Here is a 26,758-nt window from a genome sequence, read left to right on the forward strand (position 1 = left end):
GATAGCTCAGAACACCGTTGACGAGTAAAGATTGGGGCCTAGCGTCGGCATGCTCAGCGCGCCGATACCGAGCCCCTGGAAGAACATGTTGAAGCTGTAGTACGACTCGACGACCCAGATCACCTGGCCATCGCTCAGCTTGCCGGGCATCGTGTTGGCGGTCGGGGACGACGTGCCGGCCGCGGGCAGTCCGGTGCAACTGCCATCGTTGCCCCAGCGGCTGCAGCCGCCATAGATCTTGCTGGCTGGGGCGGTACCGCCGATGTTCCAGCCGCCGGTCCAGCGGTACTGCTCGATCACGATATTGCGCACCGTGCAGTTGGTGCCGGCCTTGTTGCAGTTTTCGGCATTGCCCATGACCCGGCTTACGTAGATCATGCCGCGCCGGCCCATATCGAGCGGTGGCGTGGTCTGCGCGAGCGAGTTCATGATGACCTGCGGCGTCTGCGGACTGCGCGAGGCCAGGCTGGCGCCTTCGCGCGTGAGGTTGACGAGGATCAGGTTGGCCTGGATCGCGCGCGCGAAGTCGATCAGCGGCAGCGTGAGGAACACGAAGATCGGCAGCAGGATGGCGAATTCGATGACCGCAATGCCGCGTTCAGCATCGCGCCGGGTCCTGCGTTGCAACGTGCGGCGAGGGATGAGGGCGGGACGCATCAGAAGGCCTCGTTGCGCATGGTGGCCGCTACACGAAAGCGGTACTTGCCACCGGTGGAGCTATAGAACGCGGCCACGACGGGCGTGAGCAGCGGCCAGTTGCAGGTGACCTCGATGATCACGATGTCGCCAGCGCCGCCAAACATGCCCGCGCCACTGGCCTGCGAGGTGCCGTTGACCCGCGTGGAGACCTGCGCGTTGGACATATCGAACACGCCGAGCGAACTCTCCTGGATTTTCTCGAGCACGGCGCGATAACGCTGCGGCGCGCTCGTGTTGGGGTCGAGCGCGTTCTGGCCGGTGATGGCGTAGCGCGCGCCCTCGCGCACCGCGTGCTGCATCGTCAGGTTGGCCCACATCATCGCGCTGAAGTCGATGATCGAGAACAGCATCAGGAAGAACAGCGGGGCGACCAGCGCGAACTCCACCGCGCTGGCGCCACGGGTGCGGTGCGCGCGGCGCGGGCCACTTGATTGGGTAGATGAGCGGGTGGACGGGCGAAGCATGCGGGCAGTCATGGTGATACCCCCTTGCGATAAGACAGGACCAGCAGTGACGGGACCAGCGGCTAGCCGCCCTGTCCCATCATGAACGGCATCAACGCGCGATAGAACTGCAGCGCCGGCGAGCCAAGCAGCACGACCATCAGCGACGGAAAGATAAAGAAGATCAGTGGGAACAGCAGCTTGACCGCGATCTTGGCCGCGCATTCCTCGGCGCGCTGACGGCGCCGCGTCCGCAGCGAGTCGGCCTGCACGCGCAACGATTCGGCGATGCTGGTACCGAAGCGGTCGGCCTGCACGAGCATGCTCACCAGCATGTCGACATCCTCGACGTCGGTGCGCAGCGCGAGATTGCGCAGCGCCTTCTCGCGCGAGAGGCCGGCGCGCAGCTCCAGCACCAGCAGTTCGAGTTCCTCGCCCAGTGCGCCGCGCTGCGTGCGCAGTTCCTCCACCACCTTGAGCAGCGCCGCGTCGAGCGCAAGACCCGCTTCCACACATACGGTGATCAGATCGAGCGCGTCGGGGAACGCCTCGAAGATCTCCTGCTTGCGCTGGCGAATGCGGCGGCGCAGGAGGAGATCGGGCAGATAGAAGCCCGCGATCGCCGCCGCGAGCATTGCCACCGGCAGCAGGCGCGGATTGTCCTCGCTGACCACGCCACCGGTGGCCAGGAACACGCCCAGCGGAAAGGCCAGCGCGAGCGCGGTCTTGGCCGCGAAGTAGAGCGGAATCGCGGAGGGGCCGCGCCAGCCCGCGTTCATAAAGCGCGTGCGCAGTACCGAAGCATCCCAGCCATCCTTGGGCACGGCCATCTTGGCCAGCGGCTTCGACGCCAGCGCGAGCCGCCGCAGCCATTCGTCCTGCTGGAGCACCGGGGGCGTACCGTCTTCGCCCGTGGCGCGCGCGGCGTCCTGAATGCGCCTGCGCATCGCATTGGGCTGGATCAGCAGCATCGCCGCTAGCGCGGCGCCGAACGCGAGCACGAAGGTCAGCACCAGCACCGCGATCTGTTCGATTTTCATCTCGCTCTCCCGGCGTTAGACATGGATCCGCACGATGCGGCGCATCCACACGAGCCCCAGCAACATCAGCAGCAGCGCATAGCCGACGATCCACGGACCGGCCGGATCGGTGCGCAATGGCTTGAGAAACGCCGGATTGACGAGGTACATCGCACCCGCGAGCCCGAATGGCAGCAGCGAGAGGATGATCCCGGACAGCCGGCCTTCGGCCGACAGCACGCGCACCTGGCCCATCAGCTTCATGCGTTCGCGGATGATCTGGCTGACGTTGCCGAGGATCTCGGCGAGATTGCCGCCGGACTCGCGCTGGATCAGCACCGCGATGACGAGGTAGCGCAGGTCGGGCAGCGGCGCACGCTCGGCGAGGTTGGTCAGCGAGTCGTGCATCGAGGCGCCGTAGTTAATTTCGTCGAACGTGGTCCTGAACTCGGCACCGAGCGGATCGGACAACTCCGAGCCGGCCATGTCGAGCGCGCTCGAGAACGAATGGCCCGCGCGTAGCGCGCGGCTGATCATGTCGGCGGCTTCAGGCAGTTGCGTTTCGATACGCGCGAGACGGCGCGCGCGGCGACGCTGTACGTGCCAGAACGGCAGCGCGAGCCAGCCGACGCACGCGATAGTCAGCAGCAGTTCGGGCACACCGAGCAGTCGGCCCAGCAGCCACAGCGCGACCGGTGGCAACAGCGTGACGATGGCGAACGTGGAAACGTTCCACGACAGCCCCGACTGCATCAGCATGCGATCGAGCGCGTGGATGCGCGGCATGCGCTTGAGCATCGCCGCGAGGAACGGCGAGCGGCTGAACGCGCGGTCCTTGACGATCGAGCCGCTGGCATCGTCCTGCCATGACGCCTCCGACACCGCGCGCAGACGACGATCGAAACGGCGCGCGGCGGCGCTGTGGCGGCGCATCCACCATTGATAGCCGAGCGCGAGCATCACGACGATGGCGATGAACAGCGATAGCGCGAAGCCGATCAGCGTGTTGTCCATGTCGATCTCCCTATGTCATACATCGAAACGCACCGACGGTTCGTAGAGCCGCTCGGGCACCGACAGTCCGAACGCGGCCAGCCGATCCGAGAAGTGCGGGCGCACACCGGTGGCGCAGAAGTAGCCTTTGACGCGGCCGTCGGCATCGACGCCGGAGCGCTTGAACGTGAAGATCTCCTGCATGTTGACCACGTCGCTCTCCATGCCGGTCACCTCCTGGATGCTCAGCAGCTTGCGGCGGCCGTCGGTCAGGCGCGAGATCTGCAGGATGACCGTGATGGCCGAGGTGATCTGCTGACGCATGGTGCGCGGCGGCAGCGCGAGGCCCGCCATGCTGACCATGTTCTCGAGCCGCGTAAGCGCATCGCGCGGGCTGTTCGCGTGGATCGTGGCGAGCGAGCCTTCGTGGCCGGTGTTCATCGCGTGCAGCATGTCGAGCGCTTCCGCGCCGCGCACTTCGCCGAGGATGATCCGGTCCGGCCGCATCCGCAGCGCGTTGCGCACCAGCGAACGCTGCGTGATCTCGCCGCGGCCCTCGATATTGGGCGGGCGCGTTTCCAGCCGCAGCACGTGGTCCTGACGCAGTTGCAGTTCGGCCGCGTCCTCGATCGTCACCACACGCTCGCTGGCCGGAATAAAGCCCGACAGGATATTGAGCATAGTGGTCTTGCCGCTGCCGGTACCGCCCGAGATCAGGATATTGAGCTTGGCCTTGACCATCGCCTCGATCAGCTGCGCCATCGGTGGCGTGAGGGTCTGCAGCTCGATCAGATCCTTGATCATCAACGGATTGACGGCGAAGCGGCGAATCGAGAGCAGCGGTCCATCGACGGCCGAGGGTGGGATGATCGCGTTGATCCGCGAACCGTCCGGCAGGCGTGCATCGACCATCGGGCTCGATTCGTCGATGCGCCGGCCCACGCGCGAGACCATGCGGTCGATCACCTTCATCAGATGCGCATCGTCGTGGAAGGTGACGTCGGTGAGTTCGAGCTTGCCGCGCCGTTCCACATAGACCTTGCTCGCGGTATTGACGAGAATGTCCGAGATCGTGGGGTCGGCCAGCAGCGGTTCGAGCGGGCCATAGCCGAGCATCTCGTCGCGCACGTCGGACACCAGTCGGCGCCGCTCGGCCTCGTTGATCGGGATATTGCGCTCCTCGATAATCCGTTCGACCAGCACCGCGATCTCGCGGCGCACCTGGTCGGCGGTCAGGCGCTGCAGCTTCTCCAGTTCCACGCGCTCGATGATGGCCGCATGGATCTCGAGCTTCAGTTGCTGATAAGCGGTATTGGCGGTGTTGGTGGTGTGGGTGGTGTGGATAGTGGTATGGGCACCGGGCTGGCTGCCACCGCTGGCACCGCACGCGCCCGGCGTCGCGCGCTCGGCCACATGGTCCGGCACCGCTTCGCCGGCTTTCTCGAACAGTTGGGCGCGCAGGGACATGGCGGATCTCCGTGAATATCTCGGTCAGTCAGGCTTGCTTGCCGAGCGCGAGCGGACGGGCCGGCGCCGAGCGGTGACCCAGCAGCCGCGAGAACAATCCCTCCTCGCGTGCGCCGGTCTGCGGGAACATCTCATCGACCATCTGCGTGAGCGCGCGCGAGATTGCGCTGTGCGGCGCGAGCTGCAGCACGGGCACGCCCTGGTTGGCCGCTTCGCGCGCGGTCTTCGGGTCGGCGGGCAGCGTATGGGCCAGGCGCGCGCCAAGCGTGTCCTCGAGCTGGCGCGCGGTGATTGGCGCGTGGCGGTCGAACTGATTGACGACGATCTGCGTGCGTTCGGCCGGATAGCCGAGCGAGCGGAAGATCTCCATCAGATGACGACCCGCGCGCAGGTAGGGCAACGACAGCTGCGCGACGCAATGAATCGTGTCGCTATGGTCGAGCACCATGATCGACGACGGGTTGATCTCCTGGCCGACGTCGAACACCACCACGTCGTAGGCCGGCCGTGCGAGGTCCAGGATCAGTTCAAGGTGCGCGGCCTTGAGGTCGCCGGCCTTGACCGGATCGCCGGCACCCGCGATCACGTCGAGATTCGGATGCGCATGCGTGATGCAGGCGTCGAGCAGCGCAAGGTCGAGGCGCCCGGCTTGCTGGCAGATATCGGCGAGCGTGGCGGGCGGGGTCTTGTCGGTGACGACGAACGCGGCATCGCCGAACTGCTGCACGAGGTCCACCAGCAGCACGCGCTGGCCGCGCTGCGCGGCAATGGCGTATGCGAAGTTCGCGGCGACGAAGGTCGTGCCCGCGCCGCCCTTGCACGACGAGAACGCGATGGTGCGCGCCTCGGCCTGCGTCGTGGCCGGGGCGCGTCCGGCCACGCGGGCGAGCTCGGCGGTGAACTCGCGCGGATCGAGCGGCCAGCGCAACACGCTGCGCACGCCCAGGCGCATCGCGCGCATCAGCAGGTCCGCGCTGGGTGCCGGCGTGACGAGGATGCAGGGGACGTCGCCCGGTTCCGGGAAGCGCTGGCGCAGCCGTTCGAGCACCTCGGTGTCGAACTCATCCGCCTGCAACACGAGGAAGTCCGAGGCGTGGATCAGTCCGGGCATGGCGAGCGCCTTGGCCGGCTCCACGCACACGAGCTGCGGCTGGCGCTGGATGTCGGCCTGCTGGGCCAGCGCCAGCATCTGACGTGCGCGGGTATCGTCGGCCGACACCAGGATGAGCTTAGCCATTGCGAATCTCCGTTGTGTGCGAATGCAGGGTCCAATGCGGCAGGTGCCGCGATGGACGATCTCAGGGCGAGCCCACGCTGTTGCCGCCGACGCCAATCACGTACGCGCTGGTGTCGGTCGGCGGGTTGCGGAACGACTGGTTGTAGCGATCCATCGCGAACGTGGCGGCGCGGCCATCGACGCCGGTGACCGGGTCGGGGTTGTACGGCGCGTTCGGATTGAGCGTCTGCATCATGCGCGCGGTGCGCACGGCATCACCGAAGTTCGCGTCCCACACGGGCGAGGTGTTCATGCAGCCCGCGAGGCTCAGCGTGGCCAGCGCGGCGAGGACGGTAACGATTGAGCGGTGGTTCATGTCAGTCTCCTTGACGATGACGTTCGCGTTATTGCGTGCCGCCCGCGACCATCGTCGATGGCGAGTTGGGAGGCAGCGCAGCCGTGGGCGTGAAGCCGCCGATTACTGGGGGTGACATCGGGGGTGACACTGGCGCTGACGGCAGCGGTGCCAGCGGCGTCGCCGTGACGGCGGGCTCCGCGACGGTGCTCACCGTGACAGGCGGTGCGATCGAGGTGATGGGCGCTGGTGCGCTGCCCGGCGCCGGCATCGGCGCGGGCATGCCAGTGGTGGGCGCCGCCGTCGGCATCTGCGCGGGCGGAGGCACGACCATCGGCGGCGTGCGCGGATGACCTTCCATATTGCCGTTGATAAAGACCTCGCCCGGCGTGACGGGCCCGAACGAATCGGTCGGCAGCGGATAGTTCGCCGGCAGCGGCTTGACCAGGCGCGGCGTCACCACGAACATGAGCTCGCTGCGGTCCTGCTGGAAGTTCGTGCTGCGGAACAGGTTGCCGAGAATCGGCAGCTCGCCGGCGCCGGGCAATCCCTTGAGGCTGCCAGTCACATTGCTCTTGATCAGGCCTCCGATCGCGAAGCTTTGACCGTCCATCACCTGCAACGTGGTGGACGCGCGGCGCGTGTTGATCAGCGGCAGGATGGTCGAGCCCGACAGGTTCGGCGCGGTCAGCGCCACGCCGGTCGGCGACAGCTCCGAGACCTCCGGTGCCACCTTGAGGTTGATGCGGCCGTTGGCCAGGACCGTGGGCGTGAAGCGCAGGCCTACGCCGAATGTTTCTTCCTGCAGCACGATCGAGGTCACGCCGCCGAACGTCGATTGCGGCACCGGGATAAACACCTTGCCGCCCGCGAGGAAGCTTGCCTCCTGGCCGCTGATCGCCATCAGGTTCGGCTCGGCAAGGATCTTGACGAGGCTGTCGCCTTTCTGTGCATCGATCGCGAACTGGAACGGCAGGTTGTTGTTCTTCGCGCCGGTGATCGCGCCCGCGCCGCCCGAGAGGAAATTCGCGAGCAGGCCGAACTGCCAGCTGCCGAATGCGCCCTGCAGATTCGCGGCGGCGCCGAGCTGATCGATCAGCGTCTTGGACACTTCGGCCACCTTGACCTCGAGCATCACCTGCTGGGGCGCATCGACGGACAGCATGTTGATGATGCGCGGGCTGCGCACGGGCATGCCGCCGTTACTGGTCGCGGCCAGGTTGTTGGCCATCGGCGTCATGACGCCACCCATCGCCATGGTCGGCATCATCGGCATACCTGGCATGCCGGGCGTCGGCGCCGGCGTGCCCATCGCCTGCGGCGGCGCCTGCAGCGGGCTGCGGCTCTGGCGCGTGACGAACGCGTTGGCGATATCCATGATCTGCTGCGCGACGATCGCGTCGGGCACATTGCCGGACAACACCAGGCTGTCCGCCGCCGCCGATACGCGCACGCCGCGTGCCTGCGGCAGCAGCGAATGCAGCGCGGACTGCAGGCCGGCCGGATCGGCGCCAACGGTGACGTCGATCACCGTGCAGCGACCGCTGCGACCCTGCACGATCATATTGGTGGTGCCGACGTCGAGGCCAAGCAGATAGAGCGTCTGCGGCGAGACCAGCATCGCCTGCACCACACTCGGATTGCCGAGCGTGCGTGTGCGCACCGGTTCGGGCAGCGGCAGCATGCGGGATTTGCCGATCGGCACGGTCACCTGTTCGGGCTGGGCGGCGGCGCCCGCGCAATTCGGGCCGCGGCTGATGCTGCCGTCGGCGGGTGCCTGCGGTGCGGCGGCCGCGCCGATGGTCAGCTGGATCGGACCCGTGGCGGCGATGCGCGTCGGCTGGGCTGCGGCTGCGTCCTCCGCGGCCTGCACCTGCTCGCTCGCGAGCCAGACGCTGACGAACGCTAGGCTCGCAAGGGTGGTGGTACGCAGGACCCGGTGCATGCACGGGCGATGTGTCGTCCGTGCGGGCATTTGGCTGGCTTTCATTTGATTTCCCCGGTGGATATGGACACTGTCGTTGGCGTGCTGATTAGAAGCACTCCTGGTTCTGTTGCATGCCGCTGATCACGCCGACGCACTGGCCGGTCAGCTTTTTCTCTGCAATGCGCTGCACGGCCTGCACGACCCGCACGACCGGCGCGGGTGTGGCTGCCTGCAGCACGGGTTCGTTGAGCAAGCTGCGCTTGGTGGCGCCAGCGGTATCGACCGGGCGCGGATCCACCTGGTTGCGCAGCACCAGCGAGAGCGAGCCGACGCTGCGCGCGAGGTCGAGTTTCTCGGCCTCCACCGGCGACACTTCGAGCGTGACCGCGTTGACGACCTTGGGCTTGGTCTCGTCGCGATTGACCTCTTGCGCGACGGCCAGCACGAGGATCTTCTCCAGCACGATCTTCGAGATCGATTGCTCGGGCTGCCCCGCATCGGTCCTGCCGGTGTCCTTCTGCGTATTGACGATGATGTCGACGAAGCTGCCGGGCAGCGCGAAACCGGCCACGCCCACCACATCGTTCACGCGCACGGTGATCGCGCGCTTGCCTTCGGCGATCACCGCCGAGAGGCCGCCCTTGGTCCCCGCGGGTGTGAGCTTCGATTCGAGGATCGGCTCGCCGCGCATCACGCTGGCCTTGGTCACGCGACCGTCGACGGTCGCGATGTCGGTCATGGCCCCGGGCGGCAGACTTTCGCGAGGCCAGTCGACGAGCTTGACGAACTCGGGCGCCAGGCGTTGACCGAGGTTGATGTCGGCGGTGGCCACGGCGACCTTGGTGGTGGTGCCGGCGCTCTGCTGGACCATCCAGCGGGACGCCATCACGACCGCCGCGAGGCCCGCGAGGGCAGCGACCAGCACCATCAGCAGCGTGCGTACGTTTCTCATTTCAAGGTCCCTCCGATCGAATGCGAACGCATGCAGGCGGCCCTGGCGGCTCCGTGCCTGGAGCGCCATCGTCGTGATGCGGGGTAGAAGAAGCGCGGTAGCGGTGCGCTAGCGGAACGTGCAGCCGGTGTGCTGTCGCAGGTGGCGGGCAGCCTGCAGCGGGGCCTCGACCTGCGGTGCGCGGTTGTAGAAGCGCGAAGGGCAGGGGCGCTCCGGGGTGCGGCGCGCGGTGGTGGCTGCCTCGTTGCTGGCGCCCTTGTTGTCGCGATCCTTACGGTCTGACCTGGCCATGATGCTTCTCCCGTTCCTTCACCTGTTTCGATACTTGCTTCGTTTCCTGTCCGCGCGCGGCGTCAGATCACGCCGGTCATCACCAGCAGGACGCCTCCGGCGATTGCCACGGCATAGGGCAGTCGCGCGGTGGTCGTCATGTTCGTGCCGGTGTCTCGGGTGCCGGCGCGCCAGCTGAAGGGCATCCACAACAGCGTGCCCATCACACCGGCCATCGTGCGTCGCACATGGCGGCGCATCACCATCGTCCACACAGCCATCACCCCGCCGCACAGCAGCGTGGCGATCAGAATCTCGAGCGCGGTCTCGGGGCCGACGCATGCGCCCACACAGGCCATCAACTTGGCGTCGCCGGCGCCCACGGCGCTGATGACGTACAACACCAGGAATGGCGCGATGCCGGCGGCGAGACCGGTAAACCAGAGCCATGCCCCCTGGCCCGCCCCGTGCAGCGCGATCTGCAGCAGCAGTGCCGCGATGGCTCCCGTGGCGACGAGCCGATTCGGAATACGGTGACTGCGGATATCGGTCACGGCGGCCGTGCCCACCAGTGCCAGCAGGCAGGTGGCGGTCAGCATGTCGAAGGTGCCCAAGTGTCCCATACCCGCGAGCCCGGTGATCGGCTCAAGCAGGACAGACAGCGCGTTGGCAAGTTCGGCGGCCATGATGCGATCCTTTCAAATGAAGCGCGATGGGAGAGTGGAAGCGCGACGCGGAGCCCGGAAAGTGGCGCGATTTCCCGGGCTGCGCGGCGCGCCGCCAGCTCAGGTCGAGGCTGCCGTCAGCGCCGTCTGGATACGCGTCCAGATCGTCGTGACCGCGGTTTCGATCGCCGGGCCCGCGGCGACCATGCAGAGGGCGACGAATGCGAGCAGCAGCGCGTATTCGATACCAGCGGCGCCGTCTTCCTCACGAGCAAAACGCTTGATGCCTTCGAACATGGTGTTCATGTCCTTCTCCTTCACGTCATGGATGATGAGAAAAAGGTCGCGGACCGATGTCGTTCTCTCCCGGATCGACCCGCGCCTCAAATTGCTGCAACCCGCGTTGACGGTCCCGTTGCCGGGTCCCGCCCCGGCCGGCACTGCAGCGTGCTGGCCGGTTTCCCTCCCCCCGGGCGGGACCTCGACTGCGTCCTTGTTGCCCGTTCCCCGTCCCACTTGTGCTTTCCCGTGGTTGCGGGACATTGAGCGACGAACGTGCCACGGACCTTAAGTGGTTGATTTGTATAGAGGTGGGGTATTGGCAATGCGTCGTTTTCGAGACTGTGTAACTAATTGTTTCTGATTGGTTACTGGCCTCTTGATGCACTTTGGAACGCGGGTTTGCGCGTTATTTCGTCATTTGTGACGAAAAAGCCGTATCAAACGCAGGCAAATGTGACGAATACGATGGGTTGGGGCGGGTTCTGCCCGATCTGAGCCATGCAGGCCAAAACGTTTCAAAATTGAAGCGGCGAAACATGCACGTCATGCGGCTTTGTCGGAAGGGGCGCGCAAAGTCAGCCTTTCGGCGCCTCCGGTCGCACGAGGTCATCGGGCAATCGGATGTCGCCACTGCGGTACTGGCGATCGTTGCCACCCATGGTTGCGCCACAGTCTAGGTGAGCCCCCACTCATCCTTTTTGCCGAGGCGCAACGTGGATGCCAAGTGGGTGCCACATTTGTATCGCCCAGAAGCACGAGGCGAGCGCTCGCTACATTTGCAAATGCACGCGCGGTCAAATGGTTGCATCGATGAAACCTGAGGCCACTCGCGATACAACTTGTTAAGAACGTGAAGCGCCGATTCAGACATATACCGACCGATCGGACCGTGAACTGTTTCAGGGCGGAGACGGCTGTGCAGATTATTCAACCTGTCGCGGTGGGCGATTTTTTGCTGGTCTTGCACCACTTTGGTGAGGACAATGCAGGGCATGACCGCTTCCACCGCTTCCGCCGCCACCTCGAACCATCCCGCTAGCGACCCAGCGCCCGGTGCCACCACGGCACAGCGGCCACAGCCCAGCCCCACGCGCTGGCGCGTGCTGGCCGTGTTCTCGCTCGGGTTTCTCGTCTCCTATGTGTTTCGCGGCGTCAATCTTGGCTTTGCGCCGCATCTCGTACGCGAGCTCGGGCTGAGTGCCGGGGACCTCGGTCTGCTGACGAGCTTCTATTTCCTCGGCTTTGCCTGTGCCCAGCTGCCGGCGGGGCTGATGCTCGACCGCTTCGGGCCGCGCCGCACCGAGGCCGCGCTGCTGCTGCTGGCCGTGGCCGGCTCGCTGGTGTTCGCTTCGGCGCCGGGCATGGTGGGGCTGGCCGCGGGCCGCATGATGATCGGCATTGGCGTGTCGGTCTGCCTCGGTGCCGCCATTCAGGCCTTGTCGATGTGGTTCCCGCTCTCGCGCATGCCGTTGCTCAATGGCGTGGTCATGGCGATCGGCGGTCTCGGCGCGGTGCTGGTGGGCACGCCGCTGGCGTGGCTGCTGTCGTGGACCGACTGGCGCACGCTCAGCGCGGCCATGGGCGTGATCTCGCTCGCCATGGCCGTGCTGCTGTGGTTCGGTGTGCCCGACGTCCCGCGTGTGGGCCGCGAGAGTCTGGCCGAGCAGTTGCGCGGCACACGCACGATTCTGGGCAGCGAACGCTTCTGGCGCGTGGTGCCGCTCACGCTGCTGAATCAGGGTATCTTCCTCGCGGTGCAGACGCTATGGGTCACCGCATTCATGCGCGACGTGCAGGGGTTGGCCGCGGCGGACAGCGCGCGCTACGTGTCGGTGATCGGCATGGCGATGATGGCCGGTTGCGTCGGTGCGGGCTGGGCCGCGCGCCATCTGGAGCGCGCGGGCGTCAGTCTCTACGCGTTTGCCGGCTTTGGCATGATGGGCTTTATCGTGATTCAGGCTTTGCTGATGCTGCGCGTGCCCGTGCCGCTGACGGTGCTGTGGGCCGCGTACGGCGTGTTCGGCTCCAGCGGCATCCTCACCTACGCGGTGCTTGCGCGCCGGTTCGCCGATGCCATGATCGGCCGTGCCACCACCGCGCTCACGCTGACGGTGTTTCTTGCGACGTTTGCCTTCCAGATCGGTATCGGCTTCGTGCTCGACTTCTGGCCCGCTACGGATGGTCACTATCCGATGGCCGCGCACCTGTCGGTATGGACCGGCCTGATCGTGCTGCAGGTACTCGCGGCCGCGTGGTACATGATGGGACGTGCGCGCGGCTGAGCCGCATCACCGCTCACGCCACTCACGCCACTCACGCCGCTCACAACACGAACGGCCGGTCGTCGAGTTCGTTGGGATTGTGGCCACCGTTGGCCGGATAGTGTTCGATCAGCAGCGCGTGGATGCGCGCGATCGCATCGAGCACGGGGCCGACGGACAAGTCCCTGGCCAACCCGCGCGCGAGATCGTCGCAGATCTGCCGCCACGCGGTCTGACTCACGCGCGCATCGATGCCGCGATCGGCGAGCAACTCCACCGCGTGATCGGCCAGATTGATATACAGCAGCACGCCGGAATGATCTTCGGTGTTCCACACCTCGAGCGCGCCGAACAACATGCGTGCGCGTTCGCGTGGCGTGACGCCGGCCCACGCATGACCCACCGGCATGCTGGTCTCGATGGCCACGCGCAGCTCACCGCGATGGTGCTGTTCGCCGGCATGCACGGCCACCTGCAGGCGATGCTGGGCCTCGGGCGGAAACGCCTTGCGCGCCGACCCTTGGCCGGTACCCCAATGCCGCAATGCACGTTTGAGCGATGGCATCGATAGGCCTCCGGTTACCAGTTGCCCGAGGCGCCGCCGCCGTCGAACGTGCCGCCACCCCCGCCGCCAAAGCCACCTCCGCCACCACCGCCGCCAAAATCGCCACCGCCGAAGCCGCCCCCGCCGCGTCCCCAGCGCTGCCCGATCTCATAACCGGCCATGCCGCCGAGCCCACCCGCGGTCGTGGTGGGCCAGCCGCGCCGGCCCGTGACGATCTGCGGGCCGCGCCCGCCGCGCCCGCCGCGCAGTATCGCGGAGATAAAGAAAAACGCGATGATCGCCAGCGGCAACAGCACCGGAAGAAAATCCTGCCATGACGACTGTGCCGTCCGCGCCTTGGCCTGCGGTGCCGCCAACCCTTCCTTGTCGATGGTCGCCTGGATCACCGTGATGCCGGCCGCGAGTCCGCCGTAGAAATCGTTCTGGCGGAAATGCGGGGCCATCACGTCCTGCAGGATGCGCTTGGACATCGCATCGGTCAGCGAGCCCTGCACGCCGCGCCCGACCTCGAGCCGCATGCGGCGCAGATCGGACGGATTGTTCTTGGCGATCAGCACGATCACGCCGTCATCGATACCTTTGCGGCCCGCGCGCCAGGCCTCGGCCACGCGAATGCTGTAGGCGTCGATGGTCTCGGGCGCGGTGGTCGGCACCATCAGCACGAAGATCTGGCTGCCGCGCTGCTGCTCGTACTCGCCCAGTACGTTCTCGAGCGCGCTGCGCTGGTCGGGCGTCAGCGTGCCGGTCAGGTCGGTCACGCGTTGCGCGAGCGGCGGCACGTTGACGAAGCCGTCGGTGGTGCCCTGCGCCTGCACGGGCCGTGCAAGCGCGAGCAGCAGGGTCAGACACAGCAACGTCAGATACCACCCCGCGCGTGCGAAGGGGAGCGGCGACGGGAACATTCGGTGCGCCATGGCGCGTCAGAACTTGACGGCCGGCGGCGTGGAGATCGATTTCTCGTTCTCCACCGTGAACGATGCCTTGACCGGATAGCGGAACACCATCGCGGTCAGGTTGGTCGGGAAGCTGCGCGCGAGCACGTTATACGATTGCACCGCGGCGATATAGCGCTGGCGCGCCACCGTGATGCGATTCTCGGTGCCTTCCAGTTGCGACTGCAGATCGCGGAACCCCGCGTCGGCCTTGAGCTGCGGATAGTTTTCGGACACCGCGATCAGCCGCGACAGCGCGCTCGAGAGCTGGCCCTGCGCCTGCTGGAAGCGCGCGAACGCCTCGGGGTCGTTGAGCGTCTCGGGCGTGACCTGCACGCTGGTGGCCTGCGCGCGCGCCTTGGTCACGGCCTCGAGCGTCTCGCGCTCATGGCTCGCGTAACCCTTGACGGTATTGACCAGATTCGGAATCAGGTCGGCGCGCCGCTGGTACTGGTTGACGACTTCGGCCCAGGCCGCCTTGACGGCCTCGTCCTTCGACTGGAAGTCGTTGTACCCACACGCGGACAACAGGCTGGCGGCGCACAGCAGCGCCAGCCAGCGCAACACATTGAAACGGATAGAGGCAGCACGCATCGATGGCTCCTGAACTCGAGGTTCGACAGAACCCAGTGTAGCGCAGGGGCGACGCGCGGCTACCCCGTCCGGATCAACCGGCGGCGAATGCCTTGGCCGCCGCCGCGAGCGTCGCGTCGATGATCGCGTCGTCATGCTGCGCCGACACAAAGCCGGCTTCGAACGCCGACGGCGCCAGATACACGCCTTCGTTGAGCATCGCGTGGAAGAAGCGGTTGAAGTGGCCGACGTCCGCTTCGGTCACCTCGGCGAAGCTGCGCGGCACCTCATTGCGGAAATAGATGCCGAACATGCCACCGATGGCGTCGGCGGAGAACGGCACGCCGGCGGCGCGCGCCGCGGCGCTCAGGCCCTCGGCGAGCTTGCGCGTCTGCGCGGCCAGGCGATCGTAGAAACCCGGTGCCTGGATCAGTTTCAGCGTGGTCAGGCCCGCGGCCACCGCGAGCGGGTTGCCCGACAGCGTGCCGGCCTGATACACGCCGCCCAGCGGCGCCAGCTTCGCCATGATGTCGCGCCGGCCACCGAACGCCGCCGCCGGCATGCCACCGCCGATCACCTTGCCCAGGCAGGTCATGTCGGGGCGGATGCCGTAGTGCGCCTGCGCGCCGCCGAGCGCCACACGGAAGCCAGTCATCACTTCGTCGAAAATCAGCACGGCGCCGTGCTGGCTGCACAGATTACGCATGGCGCGCAGGAAGTCCTCGTTGGCGCGCACGAGGTTCATATTGCCGGCCACGGGCTCGACGATCACGGCCGCGATCTCGCCCGCGTGGCGCGCAAACGCTTCTTCGAGTTGCTGCACGTCGTTATAGGACAGCACCATCGTGTGGCGCGTCACGTCGGCGGGTACGCCGGCCGAGGAGGGCGCGTTCTGCGTGGTGTCGGCAAACGTCAGCAGGCCGGAGCCGGCCTTCACCAGCAGGCTGTCGGCATGGCCGTGGTAGCAGCCCTCGAACTTGATGATCAGGTCGCGACCCGTGAAGCCGCGCGCCAGGCGCAGCGCGCTCATGGTCGCCTCGGTGCCCGACGAGACCAGGCGTACCTGCTCGATCGACGGCACCAGCTTGCAGATTTCCTCGGCCATCTCGATCTCGCCCTCGGTCGGCGCGCCGAACGAGAAGCTGTGGGCGGCGGTCTGCTGTACTGCCTTGACCACCTCCAGATGCGCGTGGCCGACGATCATCGGTCCCCAGGAGCCGATGTAGTCGATATATCGCTGGCCATCCGCGTCCCACATCCATGCGCCCTCGGCGCGCGTGATGAAGCGCGGCGTGCCGCCCACCGAGCGGAAGGCGCGCACCGGCGAATTGACGCCGCCGGGAATGGTTTGCTGGGCACGATCGAAGAGCTGCTGGTTACGGGTCATAGTTACGGGGATGTCGGCAATGTTTGAATAAAAGACGGCGAACGCACCAGTTTCAATCAATAACTGTCTATAACATGCGTCAACGCGTAGGAACTGGATTGAAACTTGCGGCGCCACGCTGGCGCCTTGGGCATCGATTCGGGTACCATCATGCGCTGGATTTTAATGGAGAGTGGCAAGAGCCTGAATATGGAATACAAGACCTGGATGTGCCTGATCTGCGGCTGGATCTATGACGAGGCCACCGGCGCCCCCGAAGACGGCATCGCGCCGGGTACCCGCTGGGAAGATGTCCCGATGAACTGGACCTGCCCCGAGTGCGGTGCGCGCAAGGAAGATTTCGAGATGGTCGCAATCTGATTGCGGTGTCATCGCGAAGTTTCGTCGCTCTGGCGCGCCGTAGCGCCAAAGCGACAGATCGGCGGGCCGGGGCCGGGGCTCCGGATTGACGGCCCCTCGCCAAGAAGTCACACTCTGCGGCAAAACCGGATAACCGTCCCGACTGACGGGCCGGTGGTACAAAACAGAGGCCCCGAATCGGGCCCGTGAATACAGGGCAGCGCCGTGGATCCGTCCGCGGGCGTTGCCAGCGCCGGCTGGTCGGCTGGCTTTTTTTGACTGGGAAACAGGATATCGGGGGCCGCCGCCGCAGCGCTTGCTGCGTCGTGCGGGTGTTCTCAAGTGAATGCTGGCGCTTGCTCGACTGCAGGCAGCTGGCCGCGGGAACAACATGCGGGTCACGCAAACAGAAGACGTATCGGGTCAGGCGGCCGCACGCCGCAAGGTGCTCGTCATCGACGATTCCAGCACCATCCGCCGCACAGCGGAGATCTTCCTGTCGCAGGCAGGATGTGAGGTCATGCTCGCCGAGGATGGTTTCGACGCGCTCGCCAAGATCGGCGACATGCATCCCGACCTGATCTTCTGCGACATCCTGATGCCGCGCCTCGATGGCTATCAGACCTGCTCCCTCATCAAGAAAAGCCCACGCTTCCACGCGATCCCAGTGATCATGCTGTCCTCGCGGGACGGCGTGTTCGACCGCTCGCGCGGCAGGCTCGTCGGCGCGCACGATCACCTCGCCAAGCCCTTCACCCGCGAAGCCCTTCTGCAGGCCGTCCAGGCCTGCCTGCCGGGCGGCGTACCGGAGGAGGGCTCGGCTGTGGCGGCCTGAAGCGGGCCGCTCAAGCTTTCTAGGATCGATACAAATGACCATCAGCAAAATTCTCATCGTCGATGACTCGCCCACCGAGGCCCTGTTCATGTCCGATCTGCTCGGCAAGAAGGGGTTCAAGGTTTCCGTTGCCGGCAACAGCGACCAGGCCATGGCGCGGCTCGAGGCGGAAGCATTCGACCTGATCTTGATGGACGTGGTGATGCCTGGCCAGAACGGCTACCAGACCACGCGCGCGATCAAGCGAGACGACCGTTTCAAGGACATCCCCGTGATCATGTGCACGAGCAAGGGGCTCGACACCGATCGCATCTGGGGCATGCGTCAGGGCGCGTCGGACTATGTTGTAAAACCCGTTGACGGCGAGGAACTGCTGTCGAAGATCGCCGCGCTGGCCCAGTAACCGAGCGCAGGCGACAGCCGTTGTTGTCGCCACCTTGCCATCCCGGCGGCGCTGTGCCGTTGCAGCCCGCCCTCCGCCTTGGGTAATCCGATCATGAACGCGCCGCGCCAAGACCTCCGAGCCCGCCAGACCAGGTTGCAGGACTATCAGGCCATGCTGGCCCGACGTCTGCGCGAGGCGCGCAGCCTGCCGGCGGTGGACAGCTACCTCGGTGTGCAGATCGGCCAGCGCCACTGGCTGCTGCCGTTGCCCGAAACCGGCGAGGTGCTCGAGATGCGTCCGCCCGCGAGCGTGCCGCTGACGCAGTCGTGGTATCGCGGACTTATCAATGCGCGCGGCAACCTGCTGGGCGTGATCGACTTCGGCATGTTCTGCGGCGAGGCACCGACACCGGTGCAGGCGGGCAGCAAGATCGTGGTGCTGTCGCGTAACGTCGAGCGTGCTTGCGGGATCATCGCCACGCGCGTGGTCGGGCTGCGCCACGCCGGCGATCTGAGCCTGCCGCACGGCGAGGTGCAGGCCTCGGAGTCTGCCTGGGAAGGTGCCAGCTTCGCGGATCGTGACGGGCGCGACTGGCAGGTGCTGGACATTCGCCAGCTGCTGGAAGCCCCGGCGTTCCTGCAGGTGGGCCGCGCGGCAACTTGATATCGGTTTGTTTCGAGGGGAACTCCGTGCTCCGGTCGGGGCGGGGAGGCAGCAGATCAACAGGTCAGTACAAAAAACGACAAGAGGGTTGCTATGGGTATCAAGAAGATCAGCCTGGGACGCCGGGGAGCGGCGGCAGGCGCCGAGGCCGCCAGGGCCATTCCGCCGGGGAGCGTGTTTGCGGGCCGCAAAGCCACGGCCGGCCTGGGACGGACGCCGGTAGAGCAGGTGTCTTCTTGGCTGACGCGCATGCCGTTTGCCGCGCAGCAGCGTGTGCTGACCGGAGGCGTGGTGGTATCGCTGCTGGCCCTGCTGGCCTCGGTGTACCTCGATAACCGTCAGGCAACCAACGGCGCGGCGCAGATCGAAATCGCCGGTAACATGCTGATGCACTCGCAGCGTCTGGGCAAGGCGGTGCCGGTGGCACTGCTGGGCAATGCTCAGGCTTTCACCCAGCTACGCCAGTCGAAGGAAGAACTCGCGGCCGACCTCAAGGCGCTGCAGGACGGCAGCGACGAGCGTCACGTGACCGCCACCACGGGCACCGCGCAACCGCTGCTGGAGCGCGCCATCGACACGTGGAAGCGTTCCGAGAAGAGCGCGGGCGACGTGCTGGCCCAGCAGCCGATTCTGACGCAGATCGGTCAGACGCTGCAGATCTTCAACGCCTCGAACCCCGAACTGCTCGAAGCCGCAGAACAGGTGGCCGCCATCAAGCTGCAGGCAGGCGCCAACGCGCGCGAGGTGGCCGCCTCCGCGCAGCTCGTGATGCTGACGCAGCGTCTGGGTAAGAACCTCAACGAGTTCCTGTCGGGCGAGGGCGTGAATCCGGAAACCGCGTTCCTGCTGGGCAAGGACACCAACACGTTCCGCGAAACGCTGGATGGTCTGCTGAACGGCTCCGAAGCGCTGCGCCTGTCGGCCGCTTCCGACGCCGAGACGCGAACCTACCTGCAGCAACTCTCGCAACGCTTCGACGCGGTGCAGAAGACCACGCAGACCATTCTGCAGAACCTGCCTGGCCTGATCGCGGCCAAGCGCGCGCAGCAGCAGATCTTCAATGACAACGAGGCGCTGCGTGGGGAACTCGGCACGCTGCAGACCGCCTACGCGGAAACGGCGCGGTTCCGTCCGTGGACGCTGGGCGCGACGATCGTGTCGGCCTTGTCGACGCTGGTGTTCCTGGCCGGCCTTGCCGCGCTGTACCTGCGCGACTCGCGCCTGCGCGCGGTGGAAGCCGAATCGCGCGAACGCGAAGCGGAAGCGCGACGCATGGAAGAAAAGCGCACCAACGACGCGACCCAGAAGGCCATTCTGCAACTGATGAACGAGCTGCAGGACATCGCTGACGGTGACTTGACGCGTCAGGCCACGGTGACCGAGGACATCACCGGCGCCATCGCCGACTCGGTGAACTACACGGTGGAAGAACTGCGCGAACTGGTGGGTCGTGTGCAACAGACCGCGGGGGAAGTGCAGAACGCGTCGAGCCAGGTGCAGGAAACCTCGGTGACGCTCGCCGCCACCACGGAAGAACAGTCGCGCCAGATCCGCCAGACCGGCGAGTCGGTGGTGGAGATGGCCGATCGCATTACGCAGGTGTCGCGCGGCGCGGCCGAATCCGCCAACGTGGCACGCGCATCGCTGTCCGCGGCGGAGCAGGGCCAGCAGGCGGTGCAGAACGCGATTGCCGGTATGAACGGCATTCGCGAGCATATTCAGGAAACCTCGAAGCGGATCAAGCGACTGGGCGAATCGTCGCAGGAGATTGGTGAAATCGTCGAGCTGATCTCGGACATTACCGAGCAGACCAACGTGCTGGCACTGAACGCCGCCATCCAGGCCGCCTCGGCCGGTGAAGCGGGCCGCGGCTTCTCGGTGGTGGCGGAAGAAGTGCAGCGCCTGGCGGAACGCTCGGGCGAAGCAACCAAGCAGATCGGCGCGCTGATCCGCACGATTCAGACCGATACGCAGGATGCGGTGCACGCCATGGAGCGCAGCACGCAGGGCGTGGTCGAAGGGGCGCGCCTGTCCGATAACGCCGGTGCCGCACTGGTGGAGATCGGCCGCGTGTCGCGCCAGCTTGCCGAGCTGATCGAACAGATTTCGTCGACCACCTCTCATGAGGCGGACCTGGCCACCAACGTCGCGCGTCACATCGAGGGCATCCTCCAGGTGACCGCGCAGACGACGGCCGGTACGCGCCACACCGCGAGCTCGGTGCGCCAGCTGACGGCACTGACCGAAGAGCTCCGCAACTCCGTGTCGCGGTTCAAGATCGCCTGAGTTTTTACGCCCGGGCACAACCCTAGCCGTCATGTCCCTGAATTCCACCCTCCAGAGCGAGCAGAGCGACCCCAGCGACCAAATTGGCCACAGCGATGTCGCCATGCTTTCCACCTATGCCACCGCGGCTGACGTCGACAACGACGGCGGCGCGGCGGTGGTGGCGCAACGCGACCTGTCGTCCCTCGCATGGCTCGCGCCGAGCCTGCGATCCGCGCTCGACGACGCCGCGAGCGAACTCGGCCACTACATGGACGAGGTGCGGCAGACGCCCGAGGCGCTCGGCGCGCGCGACACCACGTCGCTGCGGCTGGCCGGCCAGCAGCTGCATCAGGCCGCGGGTGCGGTGCATATCGTCGGGCTGCGCGGCGTGGACGTGTATTGCCAGGCCCTGCGCCGGCTGCTCGAGGCGATCGATGCGGGCACCGTCCCGGCGAGCGCGGAAGCGCTGGTGGTATTCCGTCATGGCGTGCAGGCGCTGGCCGAGTATGTGGACGACCTGATGGCCGGCGATGCGGAGGATCCGCTACGGCTGTTCCGTCCGTATGCCGACGCGCTGGCGTTGATGAAGGAAGATCGCATCCATCCGGGCGACCTCTGGGTCGAGGAACTCCAGATGTTGCCGGGCATGGTGCTGCCGACGCGCTCGGCCAACGCCGTCACGCGTGCGCGTCAGCGCTTTGAAGCCGCGCTGTTGCGCGCGCTGCGCCTGCCCACGCCGTGTCAGGACGCTTCGCTGTTACGCGAGACGTGGCTGCCGTTGCAGTCCGCGCTCGACGAAGTGCGCAATCACGAGCAGGACTCCCGTCGCTCGTCCGATCATCCAGACCGTGGGATCTGGCATGTGCTGGCGCTGGTATTCCGTTGCCTCGGCCATGGGCTGCTGCCGTCGGACCTGCTTGCCAAGCGTTTTGCCGCGCGTGCGCATCTGCTGCTGCGCCAGTATCTGCAGGGCCAGATCCGTGTGCCGCAGGCGCTGCTCAACGACGCCATTTTCCTGCTGGTGTCGACGGGTTTGATGCCCGATCCGACGCCGGATGGCAGCACGCCGGCGATGCAGGCCTCGCTCGAAGTGCTGCGCCTCGATATCGCGCGCTGCCTGCAGGCGTTTCGCATCGATGCCGCGCATGCGGCCGCGCGCGCCGACTTCCGGCTGCGCTATTACGGCTGGCTCGATCCGATCGATTCGCAGAACCTGCAGCAGGCGGCTGGCGCCATCGAGCGCGCGGCTGGGGCTGAACAGGCCGACTGGGAGCTTGCGCTGGCCTCGCTGGCGGAAGCCGCGATGCCGCTTGCGCAGCCGGCGCTGCAGCAACTGATCGCGACCGCGGCCGCGCAGGGCGAGGACGCGCGTGCGGCGCGCGCCCGCAATAGAATCGACGAGGACGACCTGTCGGGCCACGCGCTCGGACCGGCGGGCCTGGTACTGTTTCTTTCGCGCGCGCTGGCCATGCCATGGCGCGTGCATGGCAATTCCGGTCATCTCTCCGCGGCCACCTTTGCGACGCGCTGCGAAGCGTTGACCGCCTGCCTCGAAGATGCCGATGCCGTGGCACCCGACTGGCTCGCGGAAATGGTAGAGGTTGCGCATGCGCAGGCATTGCGCGCAGACGCTGTCACCCAGCTTCGCGCGCAGCTCGACAGCGGCGAATCGTGGCTCGATACGTATGACCGCAACGCGGCCAATCCGGCGGGGCCGGGCGCGCCCGCGGTATCCAGCGCGCTCAATGACGCCATCGGCGCGTTCGGCGGGCTGCAGGCGACGCTTGAACGCCTGCAGGGCAGCGTGGCCATGCCGGCAGGGATTGACGCCGAGGCCGACGCCGCGCGCACGGCGATGGGTATCGTGCGCGAGCGCCTGGACGCGCTTGCGGAGCTGGGCGGTGCCACCACTGCGGAAATTCGTCTGGAGCGACTGTCCGCGATTGCGGCGGATCTCGGCGCGGTTCACGCGTTCGTCGATACGCTCGAGTTCGGACGTGGCAAGCGCGATGCCGATCCGCTCGCGGACGTCGAAAGCATGCTGGCCGGCGGCGACGCTGGCTTCGATGGCTCGGCGCATGGCGCGCTGAATCCGCTGGCCGCGGCGCGCGCGGCGGCTGTCGATGCGATTCGCGTCGGTGCCGGCGCGGACTCGACCGAAGTCGCACGGCTGCGCGCGGCACTGCAGGTGGTATCCGATCAGGCCGCGATCGACGACGACGCGGCGCTGCGCAAGCAGGCACACGATGCGACCACGCAACTGCATGCGTGGCTCGCGGGCAGCGAATCGGCCGCCGAGCGGCTGGTCGTGGCGCTCGCCGAAGCGCTGCCGGTTGCTACGCCCGCCGGTGAGGCGAAGGCGATCGCGCCGATGCCGACCGATGCGGCGGCGATCGACGCCGAGCTGCTGGAAATTTTCCTGGCCGAGGCCGAAGAGGTGCTCGGCAATCTCGCGCTCGATCTGCCCGGTGGGGTCGAGGCGTTCCGCAATGCCGACGTGCTGAGCCGCGTGCGCCGCGCGTTCCATACGCTCAAGGGCTCGAGCCGTATGGTCGGGCTGATGCGTTATGGCGAGGCCGCATGGGCGATCGAACAGGTGATGAACCTGTGGATCGCGGAGGCGCGCGAACCGGTGCCGGCGCTGCTGGCCCTGCTCGAGCGCGCGCATGGGCTGCTGCGCGATTGGGCGTTGGCGCTGCAACGCGATCCGGCGTCGCTGCGCGATATCACGTCGCTGATCGAGGATGCGCAGAATCTGCGCGAGCCGCCGCAAGGCGCCTCGCATGCCAGCGCCGCCGAGCCGATGTCGCTCGACGATCTGCTGGCCGCGCATGCGCTGCCGGCGACGACCGGTATCGATCCGCTGGCGAAGGCGAATGAAGTGGTTGCCGAACCCAGCGCGACCATCGTCATTGCGCCGTTCAATGAAGCCGGCGATGCGATCGGTGAGATCGATAGCGAGGCTGATAGTGAGACCGGCAGCGAGACCGGTAGCGAGCCCGGCAGCGACGAGGTTGCAGTCACCGCCACGGCCACCGACGATACCAACGTCCTGCCGTTCCGCCTGCCCGACGCGCTGTCGAACGAGGACGATCACTACAAGGTGATCGGCCCGATCCGCATCGGCCTGGCGCTCTATAACGTCTATCTGCAGGAAGCCGACGATCTGCTGCGCCAGTTCGCCACCGATCTGTCCGAATGGCGCCTGTCCGGCTATCCGTCGCCAAGCGACCTGTCGCTGCGCGTGGCGCACACGCTGCAGGGCAGCGCTTCGACCGTCGGGCTCGAGCCCGTGCGCGAGATTGCCGGCGCGCTCGAGCGCCTGCTGCTGTTGCTCGGCAACCATCCAGTGGTCATGCATCCGGGCGACTTCCGTCTGCTCGAGCAGGCCGTGGAACGTCTGCGCGGCATGCTGCATCAGTTTGCCGCGGGCGTGTGGCCCGATGCGGAGCCCGCGCTGTGCCGCGGTCTCGACGAGTTTGGCGAGCGCGCGCTGGTCAGGCCGCGCGTCAATCTGCCGCCGCCACAGATCAGCACCGGCAACGAAAGCTCGGTCGCGCAGTTGTTCGAGCAACTGCCGCAGGCTTCGGTACTGCCGCTCGTCGGTGAATCTTCGCTGCCCGTCACGGGCCTCGCGCAGACCCATGACGCGCTGCCGGTGGTCGACGTCGCCGCGCCGCATCTGACGCCGGTGACCGAACTGCCGCCGGTACATGACGCGGTGGTGCTTACGCTGCCTACGCCGTTTGGGCGCGCGCCGTTCGCGCGCGACGCGGACGGTGTGGTCGAGGTACACATTCCCGAGCCGGAAGACGATCCGTCGCTCGACGCGGCGCTGCTCGAGCCCGCGCTCGTCGAAATCTTCCTCGAGGAAGCGCATGGCAGTGTGCCGGAGCTCGGCAAGCTGCTGCGCACCTGGGAAGCGTCGCCCGAAGAAACGCAGCATGGTGGTCTGATGCTGCGCGCGCTCCATACGCTCAAGGGCAGTGCGCGCATGGCTGGCGCGATGTCGCTGGGCCAGGCCGCGCACGAGATGGAAGCGCTGGTCGAGACCGCGGTGCGTGGCCAGCGTATCGAACCGGATCTGTTCCGCCGGCTCTACGCCTGGTACGACCGTACGCTCGCGCACGTCGATGCGTTACAGAATGGCCGTCTGCTGCGGGCCGACGATGCGGATGTCGTCAACGGCCTCGTGGATGCGCCGGCGGCCGCGGAGACGCGACCTGCGGATGCCGCAGCCAACGTTGCGGAGGCCGCTACGTCGGCACTGGTGCCGGCCACCACCGTGGCGCCGATCGCCCAGATCACGCAGTTGTCGCAGTCCGCGCAAGTCGATGGCGAGCGTCAGCGCGCGATGGTCCGCGTGCAGGCCCGCGCGCTCGACACGCTGATCAACGATGCGGGCGAAGTGGGTGCCACGCGCGCGCGCCTGGACAGCGAGCTCGATGCACTGCGCTCGTACCTCGGCGAACTGAACGACAACGTCGCGCGTCTGCGTGGCCAGTTACGCGAGATCGAGATTCAGGCGGAAACGCAGCTGGCTTCGCGTATTGCCGACCAGCAGCAGAATCAGGAATTCGACCCGCTCGAGTTCGATCGCTTCACGCGCTTCCAGGAACTCACGCGCATGATGGCGGAGTCCGTGAACGACGTGGCCACGGTCGAGCAGAATCTGCAGCGCGGTTTCGACCGCGCCTCGGGCGACCTCGCGGCGCAGGCACGTCTGACGCGCGGATTGCAGCGCGGCCTGATGCAGGCGCGCATGGTGCAGTTCGATGCGCTGGCGGAGCGTCTGTATCGCGTGGCGCGTCAGGCCGCCGGCGAAACCGGCAAGGAAGTGCGGCTGCTGATCAAGGGCGGTACGGTGGAGATCGATCGTTCGGTGCTGGACCGCATGGCCGGACCAATCGAGCATTTGATCCGCAATGCGGTGGTGCATGGCATCGAAGCCGCCAGCGTGCGGCAGAGCGCGGGCAAGCCCGCGACCGGGTCGCTCTCGCTGGAAGTGCAGCAGGAAGGCAACGAGGTCGTGCTGCATTTCTCGGACGATGGCGGTGGCCTCGATCTCGCGCGCATTCGCAGCCGCGCGGTCGAACGCGAACTGCTGACGCACGACGATGACGCCAGCGACGCGCGGCTGACGGAGATGATCTTCGCGCCGGGCTTCTCGACAGCGGATGCGGTGTCGGAGCTGGCGGGCCGCGGGGTCGGCATGGACGTGGTCCGTGCGGAGACCGTCGCGCTCGGCGGCCGGATCAACCTGAGCACCGAGTCCGGTCGCGGCACGCGCTTCACCGTGCATCTGCCGCTGACCACGGCCATTACGCAGGTGCTGCTGATCTCGGTGGGCAATCGTTTGTACGCGATGCCGAGCGGCATGGTGGATCAGGTACACCAGTTGCGCGCGCAGCCGCTGCTGGAGGCCTACAACGCCGGCAGCTATGCGGCCGCTGGTGGCGATGTGCCGTTTTTCTACTTCGGCACGTTGCTCGAGGAGAGCGCGGCGATTGCATCGGGCCGCAAGTATTCCCCGCTGGTGGTGGTGCGCTCGGGTGCGGATCGCGTCGCGGTGCACGTCGATGAAGTGGTCGGCAACCGCGAAGTGGTGGTCAAGCACATCGGGCCGCATCTGGCGCGTCTGGAAGGCATTGCCGGCGCTACCACGCTGGGCGATGGCGAGATCGTGCTGATCTACAACCCGGTGGTGCTGGCGCAGCGCTTCGTGCGCGAACGCGGCGATCAGGCATCGCCGCTGCCGGCACCGGTCGAGACCATCGGCGCGGTAGCCGAACTCGGCCGCGCGGGCGACGCCACCCCGGTCCCGGGTCTGGCCACACGGCCGACCGTGATGGTGGTGGACGATTCGCTGACCGTACGCAAGGCCAGCCAGCGGCTGCTGTCGCGCGCGGGCTACCAAGTCGTGCTGGCGCGCGATGGGGTGGATGCGCTGCGGCAACTGCAGGAGGTCATGCCGGACGCGATGATGGTCGATATCGAAATGCCGAACATGGACGGCTTCGACCTGACGCGCAACGTGCGCGCGGACGATCGTACGCGGCATATGCCGATCATCATGATCACGTCGCGCACCGCGGAGAAACACCGCAGCTACGCGATGGAGATCGGCGTGGACGTCTACCTCGGCAAGCCGTTCAACGAGGACGAACTGCTGCACACGCTCCACGAGCGCATCGGCGAACGCGCCGCCGGCACCGCCGGCTCGGTCGCCCAGATGCTGGGCGAGTAAGCAGCGTTCTGAGGG

Annotated in this window: 23 protein-coding genes; 7 read left to right on the plus strand and 16 right to left on the minus strand. The window is 66.7% G+C overall.

All coding sequences use genetic code 11. The features are described from left to right. Window positions 1–6 precede the first annotated feature (6 nt). The 12 genes from LDO41_RS21715 to LDO41_RS21770 form a co-directional block, all read right to left on the minus strand. On the minus strand, window positions 7–657 hold the full coding sequence (locus LDO41_RS21715) for a TadE/TadG family type IV pilus assembly protein (RefSeq protein WP_223991924.1): 651 nt from the start codon (window positions 655–657) through the stop codon (window positions 7–9). Next, a complete protein-coding gene (locus LDO41_RS21720) occupies window positions 657–1,163 on the minus strand; it encodes a TadE/TadG family type IV pilus assembly protein (protein ID WP_223991925.1) in 507 nt (168 codons plus the stop codon). Before LDO41_RS21720 ends, LDO41_RS21715 begins: the two co-directional genes overlap by 1 nt. Window positions 1,164–1,225: 62 nt before the next feature. Further along, complete coding sequence (locus tag LDO41_RS21725; protein ID WP_223991927.1) at window positions 1,226–2,182, minus strand: type II secretion system F family protein; 957 nt, start codon at window positions 2,180–2,182, stop codon at window positions 1,226–1,228. A gap of 15 nt (window positions 2,183–2,197) precedes the next feature. Further along, window positions 2,198–3,175 carry a type II secretion system F family protein gene (locus LDO41_RS21730; RefSeq protein ID WP_223991929.1) on the minus strand — a complete coding sequence of 326 codons (978 nt, stop codon included), beginning with the start codon at window positions 3,173–3,175 and terminating at the stop codon, window positions 2,198–2,200. 15 nt (window positions 3,176–3,190) lie between these two features. Then, the gene (locus tag LDO41_RS21735) at window positions 3,191–4,621 is read right to left on the minus strand and encodes a CpaF family protein (protein ID WP_223991930.1); all 1,431 of its coding nucleotides are present in this window, start codon (window positions 4,619–4,621) and stop codon (window positions 3,191–3,193) included. Between the two features lie 28 nt (window positions 4,622–4,649). Then, on the minus strand, window positions 4,650–5,858 hold the full coding sequence (locus tag LDO41_RS21740) for an AAA family ATPase (RefSeq protein WP_223991933.1): 1,209 nt from the start codon (window positions 5,856–5,858) through the stop codon (window positions 4,650–4,652). Window positions 5,859–5,919: 61 nt separating this feature from the next. Beyond that, the gene (locus LDO41_RS21745; protein WP_223991935.1) at window positions 5,920–6,213 is read right to left on the minus strand and encodes a hypothetical protein; all 294 of its coding nucleotides are present in this window, start codon (window positions 6,211–6,213) and stop codon (window positions 5,920–5,922) included. A gap of 28 nt (window positions 6,214–6,241) precedes the next feature. Then, a complete protein-coding gene (locus LDO41_RS21750) occupies window positions 6,242–8,182 on the minus strand; it encodes a type II and III secretion system protein family protein (protein WP_377741021.1) in 1,941 nt (646 codons plus the stop codon). A gap of 43 nt (window positions 8,183–8,225) precedes the next feature. Then, the gene (gene cpaB, locus LDO41_RS21755) at window positions 8,226–9,071 is read right to left on the minus strand and encodes a Flp pilus assembly protein CpaB (protein ID WP_223991937.1); all 846 of its coding nucleotides are present in this window, start codon (window positions 9,069–9,071) and stop codon (window positions 8,226–8,228) included. Window positions 9,072–9,179: 108 nt separating this feature from the next. Beyond that, entirely contained in the window at window positions 9,180–9,362 is a 183-nt protein-coding gene (locus LDO41_RS21760) for a hypothetical protein (RefSeq protein WP_223991941.1), read from the minus strand. A gap of 62 nt (window positions 9,363–9,424) precedes the next feature. After that, on the minus strand, window positions 9,425–10,027 hold the full coding sequence (locus LDO41_RS21765; RefSeq protein WP_223991942.1) for an A24 family peptidase: 603 nt from the start codon (window positions 10,025–10,027) through the stop codon (window positions 9,425–9,427). A gap of 99 nt (window positions 10,028–10,126) precedes the next feature. Further along, window positions 10,127–10,312, minus strand: coding sequence for a Flp family type IVb pilin (locus LDO41_RS21770; protein ID WP_373561881.1), 186 nt, complete (start codon window positions 10,310–10,312; stop codon window positions 10,127–10,129). A 959-nt stretch (window positions 10,313–11,271) separates the two neighbouring features. On the opposite strand from LDO41_RS21770, the gene LDO41_RS21775 reads away from it, so the two are divergent. Beyond that, window positions 11,272–12,570: an MFS transporter gene (locus tag LDO41_RS21775; RefSeq protein ID WP_223991943.1), complete on the plus strand. Its 1,299-nt coding sequence runs from the start codon at window positions 11,272–11,274 to the stop codon at window positions 12,568–12,570. Between the two features lie 40 nt (window positions 12,571–12,610). On the opposite strand, the gene LDO41_RS21780 is transcribed toward LDO41_RS21775, so the two are convergent. From LDO41_RS21780 to hemL, 4 genes are all read right to left on the minus strand, one after another. Further along, complete coding sequence (locus LDO41_RS21780; RefSeq protein ID WP_223991954.1) at window positions 12,611–13,114, minus strand: TPM domain-containing protein; 504 nt, start codon at window positions 13,112–13,114, stop codon at window positions 12,611–12,613. Between the two features lie 14 nt (window positions 13,115–13,128). Beyond that, complete coding sequence (locus tag LDO41_RS21785; RefSeq protein WP_223991968.1) at window positions 13,129–14,028, minus strand: TPM domain-containing protein; 900 nt, start codon at window positions 14,026–14,028, stop codon at window positions 13,129–13,131. Between the two features lie 6 nt (window positions 14,029–14,034). Further along, window positions 14,035–14,640, minus strand: a complete 606-nt coding sequence (locus tag LDO41_RS21790) for a LemA family protein (RefSeq protein WP_223991969.1) — start codon at window positions 14,638–14,640, stop codon at window positions 14,035–14,037. Window positions 14,641–14,713: 73 nt separating this feature from the next. Continuing rightward, entirely contained in the window at window positions 14,714–16,006 is a 1,293-nt protein-coding gene (gene hemL / locus LDO41_RS21795; protein WP_223991970.1) for a glutamate-1-semialdehyde 2,1-aminomutase, read from the minus strand. A 189-nt stretch (window positions 16,007–16,195) separates the two neighbouring features. Here hemL and LDO41_RS21800 point away from each other — a divergent pair, with 189 nt between their 5' ends. The 6 genes from LDO41_RS21800 to LDO41_RS21825 all read left to right on the plus strand — a co-directional run bounded on the left by LDO41_RS21800 (window position 16,196) and on the right by LDO41_RS21825 (window position 26,743). Continuing rightward, window positions 16,196–16,366 carry a rubredoxin gene (locus tag LDO41_RS21800; RefSeq protein WP_109580342.1) on the plus strand — a complete coding sequence of 57 codons (171 nt, stop codon included), beginning with the start codon at window positions 16,196–16,198 and terminating at the stop codon, window positions 16,364–16,366. A gap of 370 nt (window positions 16,367–16,736) precedes the next feature. Next, window positions 16,737–17,180: a response regulator gene (locus LDO41_RS21805; protein ID WP_223992101.1), complete on the plus strand. Its 444-nt coding sequence runs from the start codon at window positions 16,737–16,739 to the stop codon at window positions 17,178–17,180. Window positions 17,181–17,214: 34 nt separating this feature from the next. Beyond that, on the plus strand, window positions 17,215–17,583 hold the full coding sequence (locus tag LDO41_RS21810; RefSeq protein ID WP_150370931.1) for a response regulator: 369 nt from the start codon (window positions 17,215–17,217) through the stop codon (window positions 17,581–17,583). Window positions 17,584–17,676: 93 nt separating this feature from the next. Beyond that, window positions 17,677–18,228: a chemotaxis protein CheW gene (locus tag LDO41_RS21815; RefSeq protein WP_223991971.1), complete on the plus strand. Its 552-nt coding sequence runs from the start codon at window positions 17,677–17,679 to the stop codon at window positions 18,226–18,228. A gap of 93 nt (window positions 18,229–18,321) precedes the next feature. After that, the gene (locus LDO41_RS21820) at window positions 18,322–20,514 is read left to right on the plus strand and encodes a methyl-accepting chemotaxis protein (protein WP_223991972.1); all 2,193 of its coding nucleotides are present in this window, start codon (window positions 18,322–18,324) and stop codon (window positions 20,512–20,514) included. Window positions 20,515–20,545: 31 nt separating this feature from the next. Further along, the gene (locus LDO41_RS21825) at window positions 20,546–26,743 is read left to right on the plus strand and encodes a hybrid sensor histidine kinase/response regulator (protein WP_223991973.1); all 6,198 of its coding nucleotides are present in this window, start codon (window positions 20,546–20,548) and stop codon (window positions 26,741–26,743) included. Window positions 26,744–26,758 lie beyond the last annotated feature (15 nt).

The organism is Cupriavidus pampae (assembly GCF_914271485.1).
GTDB classification, from domain to species: domain Bacteria; phylum Pseudomonadota; class Gammaproteobacteria; order Burkholderiales; family Burkholderiaceae; genus Cupriavidus; species Cupriavidus pampae.